We start from the raw sequence: 23,099 nt of genomic DNA on the forward strand, positions 1-23,099 counted from the left end.
AATGGATTATCTGATCGGAATGCTTGATAGCATCCTCCAAGATCGGCACATGGCGCAGCTGGCTTTCGTGGCGCTGATGGCTGTGGCGGTTTTTTGTCTCGCTCTTGCCGGGATGTTCCTGATGTCTACTCTGTTCCATCCAGTGCGAAGCCGATTACACACTGTGGTTGCTCCAGAAGCCGGGGAAACGGAAAAAGAGGGTTTCTTCAGTCCTATGTTGAAGTCCGTCGCTCCGCATTTTCTACCCAAGAAAGAAAAAGAGCGTAACCGCACCCTTGAGCGACTGATGCACGCAGGCTTTCGCAATGACAACGCGCTGGCAAACTTCTACGCAATAAAAACCTTAATGATTGTAGGGCTGCCACTGTTAGTGTTTTTCGGATTGCGCTGGGTACCAGGATTGACCACCAAGGAGGTAGTGCAGGCAGCTGCTGGGGCCATGTTAGTGGGAACCATTGGTCCGAACATTGTATTGGGTAAGTTGATCGAGAAGCGCAAGCGCAAACTGTATAACGGGTTCCCCGATGCTCTTGACCTTTTGGTGGTATGCACCGAAGCGGGATATGGCCTGAAACCTGCCATACAGCGGGTATCCGATGAACTGGCGGTTGGGCACCCTGAGTTGGCCGAGGAACTGGCCCTGGTAAACAGCGAAATGCGCGCCGGTGTCGATCGGGTTGAGGCGCTGAAGAACCTGGCCGACCGCACCGGGCTGGAAGAAATTGGCGGGCTTGTGGCCCTGCTCAGCCAAAGCCTGAGGTTTGGCACCAGCACTGCGGAATCCCTGAGGATTTATTCCGAGGAGTTTCGTGACAAGCGTATGCAAAAAGCAGAGGAAACCGCAGCCACCATCTCCACAAAAATGGTGTTTCCACTGGTGTTGTGCATGTTCCCTGCATTTTTTGTCGTGGCCATAGGCCCTGCTGTCGTTGGGTTGCTGGACCACTTTCAGGCCTGGTGACAAACACAAAAATAATCCGAGGAGTTACCATGATGGAACATCAGCAAACAAAAGCAACGTACAAGGATGATCGGGCCGCTGACCGGCATGGTATGAGGAAGCTGGTACAGGCGGGCATTGTCATCACGGCACTGGTCCTGGGCGGCTGTGCCAGCAGCCCAGCGGTTAAATCCGGTAACAGCTACAAGCAACTCTACGAAGGCACGTCAGAGCTCACTTTCTCCACGCTGATGCCCGTGGAATCGGCAGAGGAGGCTATCGCAAGGGGCGACGCGGCATACCGGCAAGGCAAAGTGGATGAGGCGGTGTTTGAATACATTCGCTCTCTGGAGTTGGATCCGGACAACGCCGATACCTTCTATAAAATCGGAGTGATCAACCTTCACAAGGAGGCCAATGGCAAGGCTGCCTCTGCTTTTCGTCTCGCCCTTGAAAAAGACGCTACCCATCCCGGAGCCCTGGAGGGGCTGGGGCTGATGCTGATGAAACAGCGAGACTACGAACAGGCCCGGTTGATGCTGGAAAAGGCAATTGAAACCGACAGCAACCGGTGGCAGGCGCTTAACGGGCTGGGCATCATGGCAGATTTGAGGGGTGATTTTGCGGAAGCCAGGAGCTACTACGACAGGGCACTGGTGATCGCCCCCCGTAACGTCAAACTTCACAATAACCTGGGCTATTCCTACTACCTGATCGGCCACTGGAGCCGGGCGGAGAATCAGTACCAGACCGCGCTGAACCTGGAGCCAGGGCACGAACGCACATGGCGGAACCTGGGACAGTTATACACCCGGCTGCAGCGCTACGACGAGGCACTGGATGCGCTCGCCAAAGTGATGGACGAAGCCGATGCCTGGAACACCATGGGGTACATCCGCATGGCGGAGGGAGACTACCCGCAGGCCGAGACCTTCTTTCAGAAGGCAGCCAAGGCATCACCCAGTTACCACGTCACGTCCAATGAAAACCTGGCGCAGGTACGGCGTTTGATCGCGAAAGAAGGGAACTGACCGGAAAGGGGGACAGGCAGGGCCGGTGAAGGCCCTGCCTGCACAACCACTGGGTAATTACTTCACGGTGATGGTTTTCATCACCAGCTTGCCGTCTTTCTTGACCGGGCCGTCTTCCTTGGCGCCCAGGGTGTATTCGAAGATGCCGGTTTTCATACCGCCGTCCTCGGCGTGAAGCATGAGCATCAGCATATCGCCGGATGCCACTTCTTCGGTAAGAATCGCGGCTACATCCTTGTTTTTGCCCATTTTGAGAGGTGCGTGTCCAACAACAGGGCCTGGCTTCATGCTCTCATCGGTGCGGTGGACTACCAGCCAGCCGTTCTTCTCGGCTACGACTTTCTTGGCGGTAACCGTGCCGTCAGAGACGGATTGATCGTCGCCCCAAACACCAACCTTGGCGTGATCACCAGCCAGTGCGCTCCCGGACATCAGGGCACCAGACATAAACGTAGCTGCCAAAAATGCGCCTGTCTTGAAGTGCTTCTTCATCTTGTTCTCCTCGTCATCGGGTTGTTTCCCACCACTTCCAATGTTTAATGGGTGGGTGTACCGAGTGATACGGGGAAAGTTCCGGGAAAGATGCATCTGATAGCAAAAAAAATTTGGCGGCAGTCAGCGTGCCCCTGGCTATCCGAAGGATAAATCACGGGGCGCCGCTCATTAGTCACTCGTGCTCGCGTGCGGGACTTCCGATGTAAAGATAGACTGACCGGCGCCAACGATCCTTGACGTTGTGTATGGAGACCACAGGCATCTTCGCGTCCTGAGACTGGAAACGGGTAGCTACGCCATCGGCCTCGCCGTCTCTCTCCCGGGCTCCTTCTTCGGCAACCCAGTCTGGCCCGAGGCAACCTGAAACCTGTTCCACTGCCTGGGTATAGCGCTCAGTGGCTACCTCCGGATCCGGAGCTGCCACGGTACACACGTAGGCTGAGTCAGCATTGCCCCAGGCCCATACTTCACAATGGCCGCGAATCAGTTCTTCCTTTGCCTGGTAAATCGTCACCGCTCTGAAATCCGACCCACCTTTCCGGTACGAAGCGAACCCCGTCGGGTAATCCGCCACGATGTTTTTCAGGGTGGCGCACGGGTTTTCGGTGCCGCTCTTCAGGGATTCCTGATAGGCACAGCCGGTCAGTGAGAGTGCCAGAAAGGCCAGAGGAACTGTCAGTCGAGTTGTCATCGTTTTATCCATCAAACGTGGGTGATCGGAAGTCGGTTTCCTGTCATGTAGCGTAATTATCATGAGGATGTAAAGAGCAAGCCGGCTAAATGTCCAATAAATGGCGGGGTATGGACGCATTGGCTATCCTTTAATCCAAACCAGAGAATGCTCCCGGACCGCCAATCCGATCAAGGAAGAAAGTTAATGTTCAGATTCAGATACTCTTGCCAGCCTGCCCGGAAACCGCTGGCTCTGCTATTTATTCCAGCCCTTTTTCTCACACTGATTGCCGGGTGCTCCGAGCCGACCGAAGCACCCAAGGCTGCGCCGGTTTCCGTCTCAGTGGTGGTGCTGGAAAACGCCGAAGTAAGACCATCCCGGGAATTCGTTGCCAGAACGGCCGCGTCAGCGAAAGCCGATATCTCCGCACGCATCGAAGCAGAAATCCGGGAAATCCAGTTCAAGGAAGGCTCCCGGGTTGAAGAGGGGCAACTGCTGGTTCGACTGGAGGATACCAATGCCAGCGCAGATCTCAGCCAGGCCAAGGCAGAACTGGCTGCTTCCCGGGCAGAGTTGCAGTCCGCCACTAAAAACCTTCAGCGTGGCGAGGATGTGGCCGACAAGGGGTACCTTTCGGCTGCCGACCTGGACAAACTGAGGGACCGCTTCAACGCGGCCGAAGGGCGTTTGCAGACGGCGGAAGCGGCTGTACAGAAGGCGGCAAACAACCTTGGCTATACAGAAATAAAGGCGCCCTTTGACGGCTGGATCGGAAAACTGAATTTTGATGTGGGCGCGGTGGTCAGCCCTGCCAGCGGTGCCATTACTGAAATTCTGGTAACCGATCCCATCTACGTGGAATTCCAGCTCAACGAAGCGGACTACGTAGCATTCCGACGAGCTGGAAGGGACGCCGCCGAGGATATTGTCAGTAATCTGTCTTTGTACCTCACCTTGCCGGACGGCGAGCGCTATACCCAGGGCGGTGTGCTGGACTTTGCGGATGTCACCACGGACGCCAGTACAGGGACCGTCGCCATGAGAGCGGTGTTTCCCAATTCCGAAGCGATTCTTCTACCGGGGCTCTACGTCACCCTCCATGTGGAAGGGCAGACCGGCGAGGCGCGGATTCTGGTTCCCCAGGTAGCGGTTCAGGAAACCATTGAAGGCAAGTTTGTGTTGTTGGTGGACGACCAGCAACAGGTGGTCCAGCGCTTCATCAAAACCGGGCCTACCCGGGGGGCAATGTTAGTTGCAGAGAGTGGGCTTGAGGCTGGCGAGCGAGTGATTGTGGAGGGGCTGCAGAAAGTCCGATCCGGGGTTACGGTCAACCCGGTGCAAAAGCGTATTGATCCGGATACCGGTGCCCTCGCCGATGCAGGTGAGGTTGAAAAATGATCAGCGGTGTTTTCATTCGGCGGCCTAAGTTTGCGTTCGTTATATCCATCCTGATTACCCTGGCTGGCCTTCTCGCGCTTCGTGGCCTGCCAGTGAATATGTATCCCGATATGGCGCCGCCTCAGGTTCAGGTGTCGGCGTCGCTGCCTGGCGCCAGTGCCCAGGTGGTTGAGGAAGCGGTCATTCGCCCGGTTGAGCAACAACTCAACGGGGTTGAGGGCATGATCTACATCGAGTCAACGGCCTCCAGCGACGGCACGGCCAAGATCACCCTGACGTTCGAAAGCGGCACCGACACTGATATTGCCCAGGTCAATGTTCAGAACCGGGTCGCGCTCGCGGAGCCGTTTTTGCCGGATGAAGTGAGAAGGCAGGGGGTGGTGGTCAGCAAGCAGGCCGGCAATATGCTGATGGGCATCAACCTGACGTCCGACCGGTCGGACCTGGACGGTGTTTTTCTCAGCAATTATGCCTCCAACAATCTGGTCGAGGCGTTGGGGCGGGTGCCCGGTGTAGGCTCGGCGGAAGTGATGGGTGCGAAAGACTACAGCATGCGGGTCTGGTTGAACCCACAGAGCATGTCATCCCTCGATATCACGGTTGCGGACGTGGCGGCGGCACTGAGGGAGCAGAATCAGATTGTCGCCGCGGGCAAGCTGGGTCAGCCGCCGGTGCCTGCCGGGCAGCAATTTGTGTACAGCATCCAGAGTCGTGAACGGCTGTCCGACCCTGAAGAGTTTGCCCAGACCATCCTCCGGGCAAAGTCTGATGGTGGCTTTGTACGTTTACGGGACGTTGGTCGGATCGAGCTGGGCTCCCGATCCTATGCCTCCACCGCCAAGGTCAATAACCAGGACACGGCCTTCCTGGTGATCTATCAGTTGCCCGACGCCAATGCGCTTGAAGTCGCCGAGCGTGTCAAGAAGGTGGTAGCGGATGCCGAACCGGGTTTTCCCGACGGCGTTGGCTACAGTGTGCTCTACGACACCACGGAATTCATCAGCCGCTCTATCGATGAGGTGATCCTCACCCTGTTCCAGGCCGTCGGGCTGGTGATTCTGGTGGTTTTTCTGTTTCTGCAGAACTGGCGGGCTACGCTCATTCCCAGCATCGCGATTCCCGTTTCACTGATTGGCACTTTTGCGGTCATGGCGGTACTGGGCTATTCCATCAACACCATCACTCTGTTCGGTCTGGTGCTTGCCATTGGCATAGTGGTGGATGATGCCATTGTGGTGATCGAAAACGTCGAACGCATCCTGCAGGAAGAAAAACTGCCCATTCGCGAGGCGGTGACGAAAGCCATGGCGGAGGTGACCGGCCCGGTGATTGCCACCACTCTGGTGTTGCTGGCGGTGTTCGTCCCGGTCGGCTTCATGCCCGGCATTACCGGTGAGTTGTACAAGCAGTTTTCCGTCACCATTTCCGTGGCGGTGATCATTTCCTCGATCAATGCGCTGACTCTAAGCCCGGCGCTTTGCGTCTCCCTGCTTGGGCGGGGCGGTAACCAGTCCATTCGCTGGCTGCGCCCGTTCGAGCGGTTGATCGTCAGTGGCACAAAGGGCTACGACGGTGTCGTGACGCGGCTGCTTCGCAAGGGCGCGCTGGTCGGTGTGGCGCTGGTGGCCCTCCTGATCGCCAGTGCCGGTCTGTTCAAGGCGGTGCCGACCGCCTTTGTGCCGCCAGAGGACCAGGGATTCCTGTTTGTGGATGTGCAGCTGCCGGACGCAGCAGCGCTTGAGCGAACCGACGCCGTGCTCGAGAAAGTGACGGACATGGTGCTGGAAGACCCTGCCGTGACCGATTTCATCACGGTATCGGGCTTCTCTCTGTTGGGCGGCACCAATTCCAATAACGGCCTGGGCATCGTCATGCTGAAGGACTGGGAGGAGCGGCAAGACGCAACGCTGGGTCTGCAGCAGGTCATCCCCCGCCTGTCATCGCGGCTCTGGACCGTGCCAGAAGCGCAGGTAATGGTATTCAACGCGCCGCCCATTCCCGGGCTTGGCACCTCGGCGGGGTTTGATTTCCGTCTTCAGGACAATCTCGGGCGAGACGTTGCGGAGCTTTCCCAAGTTATGAACGGCCTGATATTCGAAGCCAACCAGCAGGAATCGCTGACTCGGGTCTACAGTACCTATCGCGCCAATATCCCTCAGTATCTGTTGCATGTGGATCGCAACAAGGCCAAGGCCCTTGGCATACAGCTCTCCGATATTTTCTCCACCCTGCAGACCCAGCTTGGCTCGCTCTACGTTAACGACTTCACCCGTTTCGGAAAGAACTACCGGGTATTGCTGCAGGCAGAGGGGAGTTTTCGGCAGAAACCCGAGGATCTGTCCTATTACTACGTGCGAAACCAACAGGGCGACATGGTGCCACTGACCACTCTGGCATCACTGGAACCGGTTCTGGGGCCGTCGAGTATCCAGCATTTCAATCTCAAGCGCTCAGCGACCATATCCGGTGAAGCCGCCCCGGGCTTTGCCAGTGGCGATGCACTTACAACGATGGCAAACCTGGCCGAGAAGCTGCCCCAGGGCTATGAATTTAGCTGGGCGGGGCAGAGCCTGCAGGAACTGCAGGCGGGCAGCCTGGCTACCGTGATTTTCCTGCTGGCCATTGTGTTTGTATACCTGTTCCTGGTGGCCCAGTACGAAAGCTGGACGCTTCCGCTTGCGGTGATCGGTGCGGTTCCCCTTGCCATGTTCGGCGCCATGGGCGGGCTTTGGCTGCTGGGGCTGGCCAATAACATCTACGCTCAGGTCGGGCTGGTGTTGTTGGTCGGGCTGTCGACCAAAACCGCCATTCTGATCGTTGAATTTGCGATGCAGCTCCGGCAATCCGGTATGTCCACCGAAGAGGCGGCCAGAAAAGCAGCCGTACTCCGGTTCCGGGCGGTCCTGATGACGGCGTTATCCTTTGTGCTGGGCGTACTGCCGTTGGTGTTCGCCAGTGGCGCTGGTGCCGCCAGCCGGGTGAGTCTTGGTGTTACGGTGCTGAGCGGCATGGTCGCGGCAACCATCCTGGGAACGTTGCTGGTGCCGGTTTTCTACCAGTGGATCCAGACAGTCCGGGACAGGGTTTACGCTACTGGCAAATCAGAATCGCCCCAGGAATCGGTTGTTCCGTAAAGAAACAAGCGTTCGCCACAGGCAGCGTTACGCAAGCTCTGGTTTCGGAGCCGCCTGGGACGTGCCCTGCAACCGGGCCACCAGTGCGTCCACCCGCTGCTCCGCTGCTACAACCGAAGCGGCCAGCGCATCACCGCCTTCCTCCTGATTCTCGATGGCAACACTGTGAATGTTGGTGATGCCGATGAATTCGAGCACGGTGCTCAGGGCGGGCTCGAGATGATTCATGTGCGCCATTTCGCCATGGGGATCGAATCCCGCGCCACCACGGGACGAGAGAATAACCGCATGGCGGGGGCGGTCTGCGAGGAGCGGTGTGAACGGGTCCTCGGGCGTTGAGGGATCATAAGACACGGTCCGGTCCATGCGAACCACCTGATCAACCCAGGCCTTGAGCGCTGCAGGCATGCCGAAGTTATACAGCGGGGCGCCGATGACCAGGATATCCGCTGCGATCAGCTCATCAATCAGCCGGTCACTTTCCGCCAGTGTGTCGGCCATCCAGGGCTCCTGTTGCTGTGCTGGCGTGAAAGCGGCCTGTATCCAGCGTTGATCGATGAATGAGGGCGGTGTGCCGCCAACATCCCGGTAGGTGACGGTGTCTTCGGGGTGTTGGAGCTGCCACCGTTCGACGAACCGATGAGTGAGGTTGCGGCTGTGGGAACCATGTTCATGGGTGCCGGCACGGCCGGGACGGGCGGAGGCGTCGAGTTGCAGGATGTGAGTCATATGGGGTTCCATTTGGTTGCTAGAAAAATTCATCTGTTGTTGACAGCAAATTAAGCCTAAATCCATACTCTCAGGCTCACAAACGATGATTTTTTGCTCCTGTAGATGAGGTGAATTCATCCATGAACCCCCGTCGCCTGCCCTCGTTGTCTGCCTTGCGATCCTTCGAAGCTGCTGCCCGCCATGAGAGTGCCAAGCAGGCCGCACAGGAACTATCTGTAACCGCAACGGCCATCAGTCATCAGATTCGCGGGCTTGAGGAAGCACTGGGGATCGCCCTGTTCGTTCGCAAACCCCGGCAGCTGGTGCTGACGCCTCAGGGCCGGGAGCTGCAAGAAGTGCTGGGTTCTGCTTTCGACAATATCAGCAATACGATTGAGCGACTGAAAGCAGTGCCAGCGCGCCAGGGAGTTACCCTCTCGACGACGCCGGCGGTGGCAGTTCGCTGGCTGCTGTCCTGGGTATGCATGCTGCGGGATACCCATCCGGATATTGATTTGCGTATCCACGCCTCACACGAAGCGGTGGCTCTGGACGGGGTGACGGCGGATCTTGCTATTCGCTACGGGGATGGGCATTGGCCAGGTCTGGTCGCTGAAAAACTGTTTGATAACACTTTCATACCGGCCTGCAGTCCCTATCTGGGGCTGACGAGGGCGGAAGATCTGCCAAATCATCCGCTGATTCACTTTCGGCCACAGCAGGCGTCGATAACACCATTGGATTGGGCAGGCTGGCAGAAGCTGGCGGGAATACCAGGGCTGGATGTCAGTGCCGGGCTGGTGTTTTCCGATGAAACCCACGCCATTTCCGCCGCAGTGGGTGGCCAAGGCGTGGCGTTGATGAGTCGGCCTCTGATTGAGGATGAGTTGGCCGAAGGGCGGCTGGTGCAGCCCTTCGGCCCTGAATTGGAGGGTAAACCCTTCTATCTGGTTTACCCGGAAAGTCGTCGGCAGGACCCGACGATACTGGCCATCCGCGACTGGGTACGGAATGTACCGGGCGGTATATGCACAGTATCGCCAGCGTCAGCTCTCTGACTTTCAGGCCATGGCGACGTTCATCTGTTCGGCCAGTGCATCGTCCAGGTCATTGGCACGTTTGGCAGCCGGCCTGCTTTCCGTACGGTTGATGTAGTCTTGGAAAACCTCGTTCGGCGGGATGTTCTTCTGCATCGTTTCCCACCAGAGGTAACTGCTGACCAGCACATCCGCTGCGGTGAACTGGTCGCCACAGATATACGGCGTCTGGCTTAGCACTTTCTCCAGGGTATTGATGGGATCTTCCACGCGGCCGCAGCCGACGGCCTGCACGTTGTTGCTATCGATTTTCCAGCCATAGGCGAGTGCACTGGTGGCCATCTCAAACGGCCCCGCCATGAAGAACAGCCAGCGGTAGTAAGCGCCGCGTTCCGGGGACTGTGGCGATGGCGCCAGCTGCTTGTCCGGAAACTGGTCCGCCAGGTAGGCACAGATAGCCGCCACTTCGGTCACAATGGTGTTGCCGTGTTTGATGGCCGGCACCTTGCCCATGGGGTTAATGGCCAGGTACTCCGGGGTTTTCATGTCCGCGCCGAATTCCATGGTCTCTACTGAGTAGGGAACGCCGACTTCTTCCAGCATCCAGCGTACAACGCGCCCGCGAGACATAGGATGGGTGTAAAACGTGAGTTCTGACATGCCGATCTCCATTTCCAGTCAGTGATTCAAGTAGTGTTCAGAGGTTCCTTAAGTACTGCGAGATCAGATTAGTTTGTAAATAGGTGAGAATCTGTCCTAAATAAGCAGGACAATGCAAATTTATTCAAATCATCGGAAAACGACGCCAGGAGGAAGGCGATTATGTCTGGTCCTACAACCCGCGTGCTCACCGTGTTGGAATTATTGCAGACGCACGGCCAGATTGGAGGCGCAGAGCTGGCGGAACGTCTGGGCGTGGACAGGCGGACCATCAGACGCTACATCTCGGTGCTGGAAGAACTGGGCATTCCTGTAATGACAGAGCAGGGGCGTTATGGCGGTTACCGGTTGGTGGCGGGTTTCAAGTTGCCACCGATGATGTTCACGGAAGAAGAAACCCTGGCGGTTTCCCTGGGATTGTTGGCGGCCCGGCAGCTAGGGCTTTCGGATGCAGCGCCGGCCATTGCCAGTGTGCAGGCGAAACTGGAAAGGGTAATGCCAGCCAATCTGAAGAAGCGCGTGCGTGGTGTCAGCGATACCACCCGGGTGATCCTGCCCCGGGGTGAACCCAGCCTGGACGATCGCGCCCTGCAAACGCTGACGGTTGCCACGGAAGCAGCGCGGACTGTGGGGTTTACCTATCATTCCCCAGAGCGTGTCGGGCATTCTCCAGAGCGTGGCGGGATGGACCGCCGGGTGGATCCCTACGGACTGGTGTTCAGGCAGGGGCGTTGGTACCTCACCGGCTTTTGCCATCTCAGGGAAGCCATGCGGTCGTTCAGGCTGGACCGCATCAACGGCGTTCACCTGTTGTCTGGTACCTTCCAGCGGCCACCGGATTTTGATGCAGCGGAATTCCTGAGTGAGAGCTTCCTGTCCTGGGGCCGAACCCATGAGGTGTCACTGTTGCTGCATACAAACCGTGAGTCCGCCGCCACCGTGTTTGATTTTCACTCATCCTGTGCGGATGGATTCGAACAGCGGGAGGACGGACTACTGCTGACCACCCGAACGGACAGCTTCGAGTGGTTTGCCTGGTGGCTGGCGCAGCTCCCGTTCCGGTTTACTATCCTCAAACCCGATGGCCTTAAGGATGCCTTGCGGGAGCATGCTATGCGGTTGCTGGTCAGTTGTGAATGAACGCAGGGAAGGCGCTGTCCTCTCGGTGGCTTTCGGGTTATCCGCCGTCGCGGACATCCATCTCCGCAAGTGATGGAGCCTCAACTGTTCGCTCATCCAGCAAGTGCAAGTAGTGCAGGGCGCGTGCGGCGTCATGAGCCAGGCGATCAAGCGAGCGCTGTATGGTCAGACCATACAGCGCATCCTCTATTCCCAGTGTATGGCGGGCGGCGGACTGCAAAATGGCGGGGCGTGCATCGGCACCACTGGTCAGAGTGTTCTTGAGTTGCTCTGCTACGTTCGCCGGGTCCGGCGAAATCGTTCCGGACAAAGCCTCAGCGCCGGACATAAAAAGTTCTGCAAGCAGATCAGCTTGCTTGCGCAGTTCCGGCATTGTCCGCAACCGCGCCATGGCCGGCAGCAATGAGGCATCCCGCGCGCACTGGGTCACGTGATCCATGACATGTAACGCCGCTGTCAGCCGCCCGAGCACAGGCGCGTCGACACTGGGCAACCGAGCCAGGAACTCGCCAGTATCATGGGTGGCGTGCTGCACTTCGGAGAGTGCTTGTTCAATGCCTGGGCCCTCCTCACCGCGCAGACGTGCCGCACCGTTCTGCAGTGTGATCAATGCACACTGCCGCAGGGAGTCATAAGCGGCATTGACAGCTAGGGACGGTACCTCACGTATACTAAGGTCCTGATTTCGGGTCAGTCCCGGTCGCTTTTCGGGAATGGCCCGGGTCGCCAACCAGTCCAGCGATGGTGTCAGAGGCAGGAACACGGCCGCCCCAAGGAGGTTAAAGGCGGTATGAAAGGCCGCAATGGTCAGGGCCTGGTTATCCCCCAACCAACGCTCCGTAAAGAGGTCCACCCCCGCTGTGAACGACGGTAGAATGAAGAAGGCGATGGTGCCAGTGCCCAGATTGAAAACCACATGCACCAACGCAGTCCTCTTGGCCGGCACACTGGCACCCACGGCTGCAATGCCTGCGGTTACGGTCGTCCCCACGTTCTGTCCAATCACTACAGCAGCCGCCTGCTCAACCGATATGGCACCTGCGGCCAACGCGGTCAGGGTTGTTGCCACCGCAGCACTGGACGACTGCATGAGTACCGTCATCACCGCGCCGATCAACACCAGCATCAACCGGGCCTGCATGCCGGCTGTACTGTACTGAGAAAGATCCACCTGCCCGGCCAGATCGCCCATGCCGTTCTGCATGATGTCGATGCCGACAAAGATCACACCAAAGCCGGCCAGAGCACTGCCCGCGTGTGCATGCCACCCCCGCCCTAACAGTCGCATAAACGCGCCCACGCCAATAAAGGGCAGTAGTACCTTACCGATCGACAATTTCAGTCCTAGCAAGGACACAATCCAGCCGGTACTCGTGGTACCGAGGTTGGCGCCAATAATCACACCGATGGCATTGCCGAAAGTAAGCAACCCCGCTGATACAAAGCCGATCGTCGCCAAGGTCGTGGCGCTGGATGACTGCACCAGCGCGGTGATACCCGCTCCGGTTGCCACAGCTTTGGTGCGCGAGCCGGTGAAGTTTGCCAGCAGCGAGCGCAGGGCATCACCGGCAACGGCCTTGAGGCCGTCGGTCATCAGGATCATCCCCAGCAGGAAAAGGCCAATGCCCCCAAGGAGTATTGATAAGGTTGTGATCATTCAGTCTCCGCTCTGAATGCCTTGCGCTATAACACAGGTGACACAAAACCCCGAGGCTTGATCGCCAGCACTGAACAACTGAGCTGGGAAAGGATTAGCTCGGCCGTGTTGCCAATAATGATGCCAGCGATACCCGTACGTGCGACGGTTCCCATCACAACCAGGTCTGCCTTGACGTTTTTGGCCATTTTGGGGATCTCGCGACCCGGAACCCCCTGGACAAGGTGGGAGCAGGGAGACAGGTAGTTATAAGATTCTATTCCCAGCTTGTGCTTCAGTCCTTCAAGAAGCATGTCCATCCTGCGAGCTCTCAGGCAGTACTCGGACTCCAGCAGCTCTCTCTCGACCTTGTCTGGCTGATCCACCCATAGACTGATAAAACCTGCCTCCGGTACGTCATAAACGTTCACCACGTCCAGCGAGGTGAAGTCTGCCAAGGCCAGCGAGCTGGCCAGGTCTAGTATCATCGGGTTCAGCTCATCATTTCTGGTGTCTTCATCAGCGGTGTCGAAATCCACGGCGGCCATGATGTGTTCGTAATCCGCTTTCTCGTCTTTCTTCATCAGCCAGACCGGGCAGGGACAGTTGCGCAACAGGTGCATGTCGTCGCTGCCGAGTAAACGGTCAAGCCAGTCAATCGTATCCGCTTCCTTGACCACCAAATCGAAGTCATCGGCCCGCACAGCGCGAATGCTCTCCAGGTATCGTTTTCCAACCCGAATCCCGGTCTTGATGGTCAGGTTCTGGTCCAGCAACGAGCGCATTCGATCCAGGGCGGCCTGCTCATGTGCCAGGATCTTGCTTTTTAGGTCCTGTCCACTGATACCGACCTGCCTTGAATACGACGATAAGGAAAGCTTTGGGAGTACATACAGTAGTGTCAAATCCGCCTGATTATTCTTGGCTAGGGAAACGACTCGACTCAATGAGGTTGAGGGCTCACCGATTTTCTCATTCAGTACATACAGAATGTTCTTAAACCTGTTCATCGTCCGGTTCTCCGTTTGCCTTCGGTTTACCAGGCTGGAAATCAAGGCCTTCGAGCAGTAATTCGCAGGCTCGATCCGCCGCATCCTGGAAGGGTTCCAGAACTAGATCAACGCCCAGCAGCTTCAACTCTTCCGATTCCATTTTGCTTTGTGACACTGTCGCCACCTGTCCGGTGAACCCAGCAGCCCGGGTCAATTGAATAATCGTTTTCCGCATATCCTCGGAGGAGACCCCTGTCTGGTGATGTGGAATAGCGGACACAACCCACTTCGCGTGCCTGAGCGGTAACTCGGCCACAAACTCTGCATCCGTGACATCTCCGTATTCGGTATCCAATCCCAGATGCCGCCAGTATTTGATAGCAGCGGGATTGAAATCCAGTCCCAACACCCTGATGTCCGTGGCTTTGAGACGAGTGGCGATGGCTGTACCCAGGCGGCCCAGGCCAAAAATGATCACCTGATAATGATCACCAGTGTGCTGTTCTACAGACTGTTCACGGGGAGTGCCCGACCGTTCAAACATCCCGAGTAAGGGCTCAAACAGCCTGTAAAGTTGATGCGAATAGGTGATCATGTAAGTCGATGCCGCGATAGTGACAATACCGACCAGAGTGACCAGGCCGAGTACATCCTGCTGCATATGGCCCAGGCTGATACCCATGGCAACGAAAATGAGCGAAAACTCACTGATTTGAGCTACTGTCAGGCCGGCCAGAAAGCTGGTCCTTTTTCGGTACCCCATGGCACCCATAATGATAATTACAATCAGTGGGTTACCGATAAGAACAAACAGCGAGAAGAAGATAGCGCCGGAGATGTGAGAGCCCAGCAGCGACAAATCCAATTGCGCCCCCAGTGCGATAAAGAAAAACAGCAGTAAGAAATCGCGTAGCGGCGCAAGCCTGGCCGCGATACTTTCACGATAGGGCGTGGAAGCCAGCGCGACACCCGCCAATAAGCCGCCCACTTCCTTGCCCAGACCCACCAAGTCGCCGATCGCCGCGAATAATGCCGTTTGAGCGATGGCGTAAACAACCAACAATTCAGTTGCCTTCGCCAGTTTCTCGGTAAGCGGATCGGCGATGTACCGGACAAACAGGATGACAAATAACAGCAAGCCAATGCCGGAAATGGCTACTTGCCAGACCGAAGAATTACTGGCCGGGGCGTGCCCGGTTCCTATGCCAATTGCCGCCAGCACAATCATTGCCATGACAACGACAAGATCCTGGACAATCAGGAAACCCAGCGCTATCTGACCATGTAATGAGTCAATTTCCCGCTTATCCGAGAGCAGCTTGACGATGATAATGGTGGATGAAAAGGTGAGGGCGACTGCAACGTAAATGCTGGTTATGTGATCCAGGCCAATCGCCAGGCCGATGAAGTAGCCGAGAATGGATGTGAAAGCCACCTGGCCAAGCCCCGTGAGCACGGAAACTCCGCCAATGGATCGAATCAGCTTCACATCCAGCTTGATACCCACAAGGAACAGAAGGACGGCGATCCCTAACTCGGAAAGAAGCTCGATCTGTTCCCTGGAATGAACGATATCCAGAACCGATGGCCCTGCGATCAGACCAACAGCGATAAAACTCACTATGAGCGGTTGCCTCAGCAATATGCCGATGAACCCTATGAAGGCGGCCAATACGAGAAGGGCTGCCACCTCTGTAAAGGAGGATTGCACAATCAAATCAAGCAATGTTTAAGCTCCTGATTTACATTCTTTGGTTCTCTCCCCTTCATGCTAGTTCAATTCGCCCGGTCGCAAGCACCTGCGACCCCATGTTTCGATCTCCAAGATAACCAGCACCGAGACCCCTGCAAGACAGGCGAAGACCAGCATTTCCAGGGATAGAGGGCGGGTTTCAAAGGTGTTATGGAACCATGGCAGATAGGTAAACAGCAGCTGCAGGACCACGACGGACGCGACCGCACCCAGCACCACCGGCGTTCCGAGCACCCCGCGCAGTGTGATGGACGGTGTATCCAGGTAGCGCACGGCAAATAGGTAGAACACCTCCATGGCCACCAGGGTGTTGACGGCCAGGGTACGGGCCACGCTCTGGTTGCCATGGTGGTGCATGGCCCAGAACCAGGCTGCGAAGATACCCACCAGGAACAGGAGCGATACAAAAAACACCCGCCAGACCAGGAATCCCTGCAGCAGGGATTGCCCTCTGGGTCGGGGCGGCTGTTTCATAACATCCGGTTCCGGTGGTTCAAAGGCCAGGGTCATGGCCAGGACAACAGAACTGACCATGTTGACCCACAGAATCTGCAGCGCCGAAATGGGCAGTGCCAGCCCCAGCAGCAAAGCGGTGATAAGGCTGATGGACTCGCCGCCGTTGATGGGCAACATGAACGCGATGCCCTTTTTGAGGTTGGTGTAGACGGTGCGCCCCTCGCGAACGGCAGCGGCGATGCTGGCAAAGTTATCGTCCAGCAAGACCACCGAAGAAGCTTCCCGTGCCGCTTCAGAGCCCTTGACGCCCATGGCGATGCCCACATCGGCGCGCTTCAGGGCGGGGGCGTCATTGACACCGTCGCCGGTCATGGCGACAACGCCGTGTTGCGCCTGCAGGGCCTCCACCAGCCTCAGTTTGTGTTCCGGGCTGGTGCGGGCAAACACGTCCACTTCGGTCGCCAACCGTTGCAATTCTTCGGCACTCAGGCCATCCAGTTCCTTCCCTGTTAACACCCGCTCGCTGTTTCGCAGCCCCAGTTTGCGGGCAATGGCGCCGGCGGTCAGGGCATGGTCCCCGGTGATCATTTTTACCCGGATGCCGGCATCATGGCAGTCGGAAATGGCGCGGATCGCTTCCTGTCTGGGTGGGTCTAGCAGGCCCACGAGCCCCAGCAGTTCTACACCGGTATCCAGGTCCTCAACGGCCAGGTCCGTGGTGCCACGGGGTACGGATTTGCGCGCCAGTGCAAGCACCCTCAGACCTTCCGATGCCAGATCGGCAATTACCTGGTCCCACCGGGCCCGGTCCAGGGCGGCTGTTTCGCCATCCGCCGCTAACTCTGCTTCGCACATATCCAGGATGCGCTCCGGTGCACCCTTGATATACACCACACCATGGCCATGGTGATCGTGGTTCAGAGTGGCCATAAAGCGGGTCTGGGTGTCGAAGGGAATCTCATCCTTGCGGGGCCAGTAGCTGGCACTGGCTTCGATATCGAACGCCGCCTTGTGGGCAAATACCTTTAGGGCGGCTTCCATGGGGTCGCCCTGGATGCGTGGAAAGCCGTCCTGAAAATCAAGATGGGCATCGTTGCAGAGGGCGGCGGCGCGGGCGAGCTCATCCAGCGCCCCGGTGATTTCGGCGGGCTGGTTGTCCTGGCGCACCACGCCTTCCAGTTCATAGCCCTCGCCAGTCACATCCAGCCTTCGATGGCCCTGCACGGCGGTGGTCACCATCATTTCATTGCGGGTGAGGGTGCCGGTCTTGTCGGAGCAGATAACGGAAACCGCCCCCAGAGACTCGATAACGGGCATTCGCCGGACAACGGCCTGGCGGCGTGCCATCTGGCGCACACCAATGGCCAGGGTAATGGTGAGTATCGCGGGCAGTCCCTCGGGAATCGCCGCCACCGTCAAGCCAACCACGGCCATGAACAGTTCCCGGAAGGGCAGGCCACTGAAGACAAGGCCACCCGCGAAAATGGCCGCTCCGGCGACGATAACGATGATTGAAAGCACCCGGGCGAAACGGTCCATCTGTTCCAGCAACGGCGTTTTCAGGGAGGTGGTGCGGGCCAGAAGACCGGAGATACGACCGATTTCTGTCGCTGATCCGGTGCGAACCACCACGCCGCGACCGGTTCCCGTGGACACCATGGTGCCGGAAAACGCCATGCCGTTCTGGTCACCCAGTGCAGCGTCTTTCTCTGCCGGTTCCGGGGATTTCTCTACCGCCTCGGATTCACCTGTCAGAATGGCTTCTTCGATCTTCAGGTTGTGGCACTTTTCCAGCCGGATATCCGCCGGTACACGGTCTCCGGGTTCCAGCAGGATTGTGTCCCCGGGTACCAGGTCAGCGGCATCAATCTGATGCTGGCCATCTTCACGGATTACGCGGGCTTTCGGCGCCAGCATGTGCCGGATGGCAGACAGCGCCTGTTCAGCCTTGCCTTCCTGTATGAAGCCCACCAGTGTCTGGATGACCACTACCGCCATAATCACCCCTGCGTCCACCCAATGGCCGAGCGCACCGGTAATGGCGGCGGCTGCCAGCAGAACGTATATCAGGAAGTTACGGAGCTGGCGCCCGAGCCTGGCCAGGGGCCCGCTTGCCTTTCCTTCCGGCAGGCGGTTGGGGCCATAGGCGGCCAGCCGGGACCTGACCTCGTCAGCACTCAGGGGGTTGGTGGCTTCCAGCTGTTCTCTGGCACTGGAGGCCTCTAGGGTGTGCCAGTGCTGTTCCGGCGGCTGCACGTTCGACGAATCAACTGACAACACAGGTACCTGCCCGGCGTTCCAGGATCGCGACTGCATCCTCAAGCCTGCCTATACCACTGATGCCGCCTCCCTGCGCAAAACCGGCCGCGGCGGTGAGTTTGGGACCCATGGAGCCAGCCGGCAAGTCCAGCTCAGTGGCGTCGGCAACGGTGAGTTGGTGAATGGGTTCAGCGGCGTCCGTGCCGAAATCGCGGTAGATGGCGTCCACATCGGTGAGCAGCAACAGGGCGTCGGCCCCCAGCTGTCGGGCTAGCAGAGCACTGGCCGCGTCCTTGTCGATCACGGCCTCCACTCCGATCATACTGCCGTCGTCCCGGCGCAGAACAGGAATGCCTCCGCCTCCGGCGCAGATCACCACCACGCCCTGATCCAACAGCAGTTGGAGCACCCGCATGTCCGGAATTTCCAGGGGCTTGGGGGAGGGCACCACCCGGCGCCACTTGTCGCCATCCCGGGCGATGTGCCAGCCGGCGGCTTCTGCTCTGGTCTCGGCCTCTGCCTTCTCATAAACCGGCCCGACAAACTTTGTGGGGTTCTGGAAGGCTGGGTCGTCCTTGTCCACCAGCACCTGGGTCAGCAGGGTTGCCACCGGGCGGTCGTGGGCCAGGGCGTTTTCCAGCTCTTGCTCGATGATATAGCCGATCATGCCTTCCGTTTCGGCACCCAGTACGTCCAGCGGATAGGCTTCGTCCGGCTTGTAGGCGGCGCCCTGAAGCGCCAGCAGGCCCACCTGCGGGCCGTTGCCGTGGGTGATAACCAGTTGATGGCCGGCACGTACAATGCCCGCCAGTGATTCCGCGGCAATCTTAACATTGGCGCGTTGGGCCCCGGCGGTCAGTGGTTCTCCGCGCCGCAACAGGGCATTGCCTCCCAGAGCTGCTACCACAAGCATGTCAGGCTCCCTTTGTCATGTTCCAAGTGTGGCGACAAGCACCGCTTTGATGGTGTGCATCCGGTTTTCCGCCTGATCAAAGACAATGGAGGCGGGGCTCTCAAAGACCTCTTCGGTGACTTCCATGGCATCGATACCGAACTCCGCCTGTATCTCCTTGCCAACGGTGGTTTCGGTATTATGGAAGGCAGGAAGGCAGTGCATGAACCTTACCCGGGGATTGCCGCTCTTCTCCATCAGCCCGGCGTTGACCTGGTAGGGCTGCAACAGTTTGATCCGTTCTGCCCACTTCTCCTTGGGCTCGCCCATGGACACCCAAACGTCAGTGTAGACAAAGTCCACGCCGGTTACGGCCGCATCAATGTCTTCAGTGATCATGATCCGTGCACCGGTGTCACTGGCAATGGCTCGGGCCTCGTTCTGAATCGCCTCACTGGGCCAGCAGGCTTCGGGAGCACACAGGCGTACGTCCATGCCCATCTTGGCGCCACCGATCAGCAGGCTGTCACCCATGTTGTTGGCGGCGTCCCCGATGAACACAAATGCCACGTCCCGCAGGGGCTTTTCCACGTTTTCCTGCATGGTCAGGAAATCCGCCAGTATCTGTGTGGGGTGGAACTCGTTGGTCAGGCCGTTGTAGACAGGCACGCCGGCATATTGCGCCAGCTCCTCAACAACCGCCTGGCCGAACCCCCGGTATTCAATGGCGTCGTAAACGCGCCCCAGCACACGGGCGGTGTCCTTGACGGATTCCTTGTGGCCGATATGGGTGCCCGTCGGCCCCAGATAGGTTACCCGGGCACCCTGATCAAACGCTGCAACCTCGAAACCCACCCTGGTTCGGGTGGAGTTTTTTTCGAAGATCAGCGCAATATCCTTGCCCTGTAATTGCGGAACTTCGGTGCCCGCGTATTTGGCGGTTTTAAGGTCTGCTGAAAGCTTGAGCAAAAAGGTGATCTCCCGGGGAGTGAAGTCCCGCAGGGTCAGGAAATGCCGGTTCTTGAGATTGAAAGCCATGGTTCTGCTCCTTCCTTGTCAGACTGCGTCTCGTATGGTCGGGCAGCTCATGCAGCGCCCACCGCCCCTGCCACGGCCCAGTTCCGCACCGGGAATGGCCAGCACTTCTATGCCGGCGGCTTCCAGGGCGGCGTTGGTATCGTCGTTGCGGTCGTAACCGATGACGACGCCCGGGCTCAGGGCCAGTACGTTGTTGCCATCGTTCCATTGCTCCCGCTCCCGCTCCGCAGGGGTGTTGCCGCCGGTGGCGACCACTTTCAGCGAGGGGTAGCCCAGCACTTCCGCCACCACGTCAAACAAAGGGCGTGGATCCTGCTGGAACGACAGGTGCTTGCTGCCCTTGCCCGGGCGCAGGTCGTAGCAGATCATCTGATCCGCGACTTCCTTGAAGGTCGTTACCACATTGCCGCCGCAGAAGGTAAACACGGTGTCCAGGTGCATCGCGGAACGGGTTTTTGGAATCTGGCAGGCGATCACACGCTCTGCAGTGCTGTTGGCAAAAAGAGCCCGGGCCAGCTGGCCGATAGCCTGGGGAGATGAGCGTTCACCCATACCCACCAGCACCACGCCATTGCCCACCGGCATGATGTCGCCCCCTTCCAGGGTTGCCAGGGCGTGGTCCTGGAGAGGATCACCCCAGTGCACGTTAACCTTGTCGGCGAACTTCGGATGGAACCGGTAAATCGCGCTCATCAGCAATGTTTCCGGTTTGCGCGCAGCCCAGTACATGGGGTTCAGGGTGACACCGCCATAGATCCAGGCGCTGTTGTCCCGGGTGAACAGGAAGTTTGGCAGCGGTGGCAGCACGAACCCGTGGGGCCCCAGGTGGTTACCAAACAAGCCGGACGGGTCAAAAGGCAGGTCGCCCACTTCCAGCCCGCCGATCAGGAACTCCGCCAGGGTCTGGCCGGGAAGCTCGTCCATCCAGGCACGGAGGTCCGAGATCATGCCCACGCCGATATGGTTCCAGGTAATCCGGTTGTCGAGGATCCAGGCCCGTGCCTCCGGGAGATCAAGTGTCTCTGCCAGCAGTTCGTTAACGTCCAGCACCTCCACGCCCCGGGCACGCATCAGCCCGGCGAAGACGTCGTGGTCTTTCTGGGCCTGCTTGACCCAGAACACATCGTCGAACAGCAGTGCATCGCAGTTGGACGGTGTCAGCCTTCGGTGGGCCAGGCCCGGCCGGCAGACGATCACCTGTCGTAGCGTGCCGGTTTCGGAATGAACGCCAAGGGTGTGTTCAGCCATGTCCCGTGCTCCTTTGCCCTGAATTATAGAAACGCGCCAATGCTGATCACCACGGTGATGAACACGGTGAGAATCAGCAGCAGGGGCCAGATGAATGCCAGCCAGCGGTCATAGGACACCCGGCCGATAGCCAGGCCACCAACCACCACGGCAAACGTCGGGTTGATGAGGTTCACCAGGCCGTTGGCTGACTGGTAAGCGGTAACCACCAGATCACGTCCCACGTTGGCGAAGTCCGCCAGTGGCGCAAGGATGGGCATGGACAGCACAGCCAGGCCGGATGAGGACGGCACAAAGAAACTCATGCCCACTTCAATCCAGAACATCAGGTTGATAAAGGCCAGTTCCGGCAATCCGCCCAGGGTGGTTTCGGCGCTGTGCAGGATGGTGTCGGCAATCATGCCTTGCTCCATGATCACCACAATGCCCCGGGCCAGGCCCACCACCAGGGCAACACCGAGCAGGTCGCGGGCGCCGTCGACAAAACTGCCGGTCAGCTTTTTTTCACCCAGCCGGGCAATAAGGCCAATCACGATGGCAGAGCCAAAGAACAGCGAGCCCATCTGCGCCATCCACCAGCCCTGTGACGATACGCCCCAGATCATAACCACGAAGGTGAGGGCGAAGATGATCAGGGCTATTTTCTGGGTGCCTGTGAGTTCAAAGTTTTCCAGCTCATCATGGCCCTGGAGGAAGAGCTTGCGGTGGGCTTCTCTCTGTTTGGCAACCACAGAGCGGGACGGGTCCAGCTTGACCCGATGGGCATAGCGCATCACATAGGCGGCACAGATAATGAGGCCACCCACAAGCAGGACAAATCGCAGCACAATGCCGTCAGTAAAGGGGATATTGGCGGCGTTCGCGGCAATAACCGTCGCGAACGGGTTTATGGTGGACCCCAGCACACCGATGCCGGCACCCACCAGAATGATGGCGACCCCGGTCACGGCGTCATACCCTGCCGAGATGATCACCGGTATCAGAATGGCGTAGAACGCCAGGGTCTCCTCGGCCATGCCATAGGTTGTGCCACCCAGGGCGAACAGGGTCATCAGTATCGGGATCATCCATATCTCACGCCCTTCCAGCCGGTGCATGGCGCTGCGGATGCCGGTATCGATCGCACCGGTGGCGTTCATGACCCCCAGGAAACCACCAAGGAACAGAACAAACAAAGCCACATCAATGGCATTGGCCGCGTAGCTGTCAGGGTCATAGAAGCCAGCCGTGGGCGCCAGCATGACGTCCACAAAACCCTGGGGGTTGGGGTCGACAGTCTGGTAGGTGCCGGGCACTGCCACTTCCCGCCCGACATCTTCATTCATGGAGCGCTCATATTGTCCCGCCGGAACAATCCAGGTCAGAGCTGCAACCAGAATGATCAACAGAAACAGTATGGTGTACGCCGTGGGGAATCGTGTTGCCAGGTCTTCTTCGGGATTCGATGAGGGGGGCTTTTCGTCAGTCATGGAGCGTCTCCTGTCCTTAGTAGCTCGCTGATGGAACCTTCAGCCACAGTTAGTATGGACCCTCTCGCAAGAAGGTAAACTGACAAAGATCAACTCAACTGAACATGGAACAATCGTGTTTATCAGTGAAGCATGTG

At 58.2% G+C, this 23,099-nt stretch carries 18 protein-coding genes; 6 read left to right on the forward strand and 12 right to left on the reverse strand.

The features are described 5' to 3' along the window. Window position 1: 1 nt before the first annotated feature. Together ACQUWM_RS07055 and ACQUWM_RS07060 are read left to right on the forward strand one after the other, a co-directional pair. On the forward strand, window positions 2-961 hold the full coding sequence (locus tag ACQUWM_RS07055; RefSeq protein WP_428921643.1) for a type II secretion system F family protein: 960 nt from the start codon (window positions 2-4) through the stop codon (window positions 959-961). Window positions 962-990: 29 nt separating this feature from the next. Then, window positions 991-1,971, forward strand: a complete 981-nt coding sequence (locus ACQUWM_RS07060; RefSeq protein WP_428921644.1) for a tetratricopeptide repeat protein — start codon at window positions 991-993, stop codon at window positions 1,969-1,971. 57 nt (window positions 1,972-2,028) lie between these two features. On the opposite strand, the gene ACQUWM_RS07065 is transcribed toward ACQUWM_RS07060, so the two are convergent. After that, window positions 2,029-2,463 carry a DUF7282 domain-containing protein gene (locus ACQUWM_RS07065; RefSeq protein WP_407002173.1) on the reverse strand — a complete coding sequence of 145 codons (435 nt, stop codon included), beginning with the start codon at window positions 2,461-2,463 and terminating at the stop codon, window positions 2,029-2,031. A gap of 175 nt (window positions 2,464-2,638) precedes the next feature. Next, window positions 2,639-3,157: a hypothetical protein gene (locus tag ACQUWM_RS07070; protein ID WP_407002174.1), complete on the reverse strand. Its 519-nt coding sequence runs from the start codon at window positions 3,155-3,157 to the stop codon at window positions 2,639-2,641. A gap of 186 nt (window positions 3,158-3,343) precedes the next feature. Here ACQUWM_RS07070 and ACQUWM_RS07075 point away from each other — a divergent pair, with 186 nt between their 5' ends. Together ACQUWM_RS07075 and ACQUWM_RS07080 are read left to right on the forward strand one after the other, a co-directional pair. Beyond that, the gene (locus ACQUWM_RS07075) at window positions 3,344-4,537 is read left to right on the forward strand and encodes an efflux RND transporter periplasmic adaptor subunit (protein ID WP_428921645.1); all 1,194 of its coding nucleotides are present in this window, start codon (window positions 3,344-3,346) and stop codon (window positions 4,535-4,537) included. Beyond that, window positions 4,534-7,671, forward strand: coding sequence for an efflux RND transporter permease subunit (locus ACQUWM_RS07080; protein WP_428921646.1), 3,138 nt, complete (start codon window positions 4,534-4,536; stop codon window positions 7,669-7,671). The genes ACQUWM_RS07075 and ACQUWM_RS07080 overlap by 4 nt, the downstream gene beginning before the upstream one ends. Window positions 7,672-7,698: 27 nt before the next feature. Here the strand turns inward: ACQUWM_RS07080 and ACQUWM_RS07085 are convergent, their stop codons facing one another. Continuing rightward, complete coding sequence (locus ACQUWM_RS07085) at window positions 7,699-8,400, reverse strand: FMN-dependent NADH-azoreductase (protein ID WP_428921647.1); 702 nt, start codon at window positions 8,398-8,400, stop codon at window positions 7,699-7,701. 122 nt (window positions 8,401-8,522) lie between these two features. Here ACQUWM_RS07085 and ACQUWM_RS07090 point away from each other — a divergent pair, with 122 nt between their 5' ends. Further along, window positions 8,523-9,440, forward strand: coding sequence for a LysR substrate-binding domain-containing protein (locus tag ACQUWM_RS07090; protein WP_428921648.1), 918 nt, complete (start codon window positions 8,523-8,525; stop codon window positions 9,438-9,440). A 3-nt stretch (window positions 9,441-9,443) separates the two neighbouring features. On the opposite strand, the gene ACQUWM_RS07095 is transcribed toward ACQUWM_RS07090, so the two are convergent. Continuing rightward, window positions 9,444-10,079, reverse strand: a complete 636-nt coding sequence (locus ACQUWM_RS07095; RefSeq protein WP_407002179.1) for a glutathione S-transferase family protein — start codon at window positions 10,077-10,079, stop codon at window positions 9,444-9,446. 162 nt (window positions 10,080-10,241) lie between these two features. Between ACQUWM_RS07095 and ACQUWM_RS07100 the strand changes: the two genes are divergently transcribed. After that, window positions 10,242-11,219 (forward strand): helix-turn-helix transcriptional regulator, encoded by a 978-nt coding sequence (locus ACQUWM_RS07100; RefSeq protein ID WP_428921649.1) that lies wholly within the window; start codon window positions 10,242-10,244, stop codon window positions 11,217-11,219. 37 nt (window positions 11,220-11,256) lie between these two features. Here ACQUWM_RS07100 and ACQUWM_RS07105 read toward each other — a convergent pair whose 3' ends face one another. Genes ACQUWM_RS07105 through ACQUWM_RS07140 form a run of 8 tightly spaced genes read right to left on the reverse strand, consistent with a single transcriptional unit; the run spans window position 11,257 to window position 22,962 of the window. Then, the gene (locus ACQUWM_RS07105; RefSeq protein ID WP_428921650.1) at window positions 11,257-12,876 is read right to left on the reverse strand and encodes a Na/Pi cotransporter family protein; all 1,620 of its coding nucleotides are present in this window, start codon (window positions 12,874-12,876) and stop codon (window positions 11,257-11,259) included. Window positions 12,877-12,902: 26 nt separating this feature from the next. Continuing rightward, window positions 12,903-13,865, reverse strand: coding sequence for a universal stress protein (locus tag ACQUWM_RS07110; RefSeq protein WP_428921651.1), 963 nt, complete (start codon window positions 13,863-13,865; stop codon window positions 12,903-12,905). Continuing rightward, window positions 13,852-15,573, reverse strand: a complete 1,722-nt coding sequence (locus tag ACQUWM_RS07115) for a cation:proton antiporter (RefSeq protein ID WP_428921652.1) — start codon at window positions 15,571-15,573, stop codon at window positions 13,852-13,854. The genes ACQUWM_RS07110 and ACQUWM_RS07115 overlap by 14 nt, the downstream gene beginning before the upstream one ends. 45 nt (window positions 15,574-15,618) lie before the next feature. Next, entirely contained in the window at window positions 15,619-18,372 is a 2,754-nt protein-coding gene (locus ACQUWM_RS07120; protein WP_428921653.1) for a cation-translocating P-type ATPase, read from the reverse strand. Further along, window positions 18,323-19,228, reverse strand: coding sequence for a carbamate kinase (gene arcC, locus ACQUWM_RS07125; RefSeq protein ID WP_428921654.1), 906 nt, complete (start codon window positions 19,226-19,228; stop codon window positions 18,323-18,325). The genes ACQUWM_RS07120 and arcC overlap by 50 nt, the downstream gene beginning before the upstream one ends. Window positions 19,229-19,243: 15 nt before the next feature. After that, the gene (gene argF / locus ACQUWM_RS07130) at window positions 19,244-20,245 is read right to left on the reverse strand and encodes an ornithine carbamoyltransferase (RefSeq protein ID WP_428921655.1); all 1,002 of its coding nucleotides are present in this window, start codon (window positions 20,243-20,245) and stop codon (window positions 19,244-19,246) included. 18 nt (window positions 20,246-20,263) lie between these two features. After that, entirely contained in the window at window positions 20,264-21,493 is a 1,230-nt protein-coding gene (locus ACQUWM_RS07135) for an arginine deiminase (RefSeq protein ID WP_428921656.1), read from the reverse strand. Window positions 21,494-21,516: 23 nt separating this feature from the next. Continuing rightward, window positions 21,517-22,962 carry a YfcC family protein gene (locus ACQUWM_RS07140; protein WP_428921657.1) on the reverse strand — a complete coding sequence of 482 codons (1,446 nt, stop codon included), beginning with the start codon at window positions 22,960-22,962 and terminating at the stop codon, window positions 21,517-21,519. Between the last annotated feature and the right edge of the window lie 137 nt (window positions 22,963-23,099).

Source organism: Marinobacter sp. DUT-3, from assembly GCF_050379435.1.
Classification (GTDB): Bacteria; Pseudomonadota; Gammaproteobacteria; order Pseudomonadales; family Oleiphilaceae; genus Marinobacter.

What these genes read in the sequence shown, in the direction of transcription:
- ACQUWM_RS07060 (WP_428921644.1), top strand. Translation starts at nt 991, where the DNA reads ATGATGGAACATCAGCAAACAAAAGCAACGTACAAGGATGATCGGGCC.
- ACQUWM_RS07090 (WP_428921648.1), top strand. Translation starts at nt 8,523, where the DNA reads ATGAACCCCCGTCGCCTGCCCTCGTTGTCTGCCTTGCGATCCTTCGAA.
- ACQUWM_RS07065 (WP_407002173.1), bottom strand. Translation starts at nt 2,463, where the DNA reads ATGAAGAAGCACTTCAAGACAGGCGCATTTTTGGCAGCTACGTTTATG.
- ACQUWM_RS07105 (WP_428921650.1), bottom strand. Translation starts at nt 12,876, where the DNA reads ATGATCACAACCTTATCAATACTCCTTGGGGGCATTGGCCTTTTCCTG.
- arcC (WP_428921654.1), bottom strand. Translation starts at nt 19,228, where the DNA reads ATGCTTGTGGTAGCAGCTCTGGGAGGCAATGCCCTGTTGCGGCGCGGA.
- ACQUWM_RS07135 (WP_428921656.1), bottom strand. Translation starts at nt 21,493, where the DNA reads ATGGCTGAACACACCCTTGGCGTTCATTCCGAAACCGGCACGCTACGA.
- ACQUWM_RS07140 (WP_428921657.1), bottom strand. Translation starts at nt 22,962, where the DNA reads ATGACTGACGAAAAGCCCCCCTCATCGAATCCCGAAGAAGACCTGGCA.
- ACQUWM_RS07085 (WP_428921647.1), bottom strand. Translation starts at nt 8,400, where the DNA reads ATGACTCACATCCTGCAACTCGACGCCTCCGCCCGTCCCGGCCGTGCC.
- ACQUWM_RS07070 (WP_407002174.1), bottom strand. Translation starts at nt 3,157, where the DNA reads ATGACAACTCGACTGACAGTTCCTCTGGCCTTTCTGGCACTCTCACTG.
- ACQUWM_RS07055 (WP_428921643.1), top strand. Translation starts at nt 2, where the DNA reads ATGGATTATCTGATCGGAATGCTTGATAGCATCCTCCAAGATCGGCAC.
- ACQUWM_RS07100 (WP_428921649.1), top strand. Translation starts at nt 10,242, where the DNA reads ATGTCTGGTCCTACAACCCGCGTGCTCACCGTGTTGGAATTATTGCAG.
- ACQUWM_RS07095 (WP_407002179.1), bottom strand. Translation starts at nt 10,079, where the DNA reads ATGTCAGAACTCACGTTTTACACCCATCCTATGTCTCGCGGGCGCGTT.
- ACQUWM_RS07080 (WP_428921646.1), top strand. Translation starts at nt 4,534, where the DNA reads ATGATCAGCGGTGTTTTCATTCGGCGGCCTAAGTTTGCGTTCGTTATA.
- ACQUWM_RS07110 (WP_428921651.1), bottom strand. Translation starts at nt 13,865, where the DNA reads ATGAACAGGTTTAAGAACATTCTGTATGTACTGAATGAGAAAATCGGT.
- ACQUWM_RS07075 (WP_428921645.1), top strand. Translation starts at nt 3,344, where the DNA reads ATGTTCAGATTCAGATACTCTTGCCAGCCTGCCCGGAAACCGCTGGCT.
- ACQUWM_RS07120 (WP_428921653.1), bottom strand. Translation starts at nt 18,372, where the DNA reads ATGCAGTCGCGATCCTGGAACGCCGGGCAGGTACCTGTGTTGTCAGTT.
- argF (WP_428921655.1), bottom strand. Translation starts at nt 20,245, where the DNA reads ATGGCTTTCAATCTCAAGAACCGGCATTTCCTGACCCTGCGGGACTTC.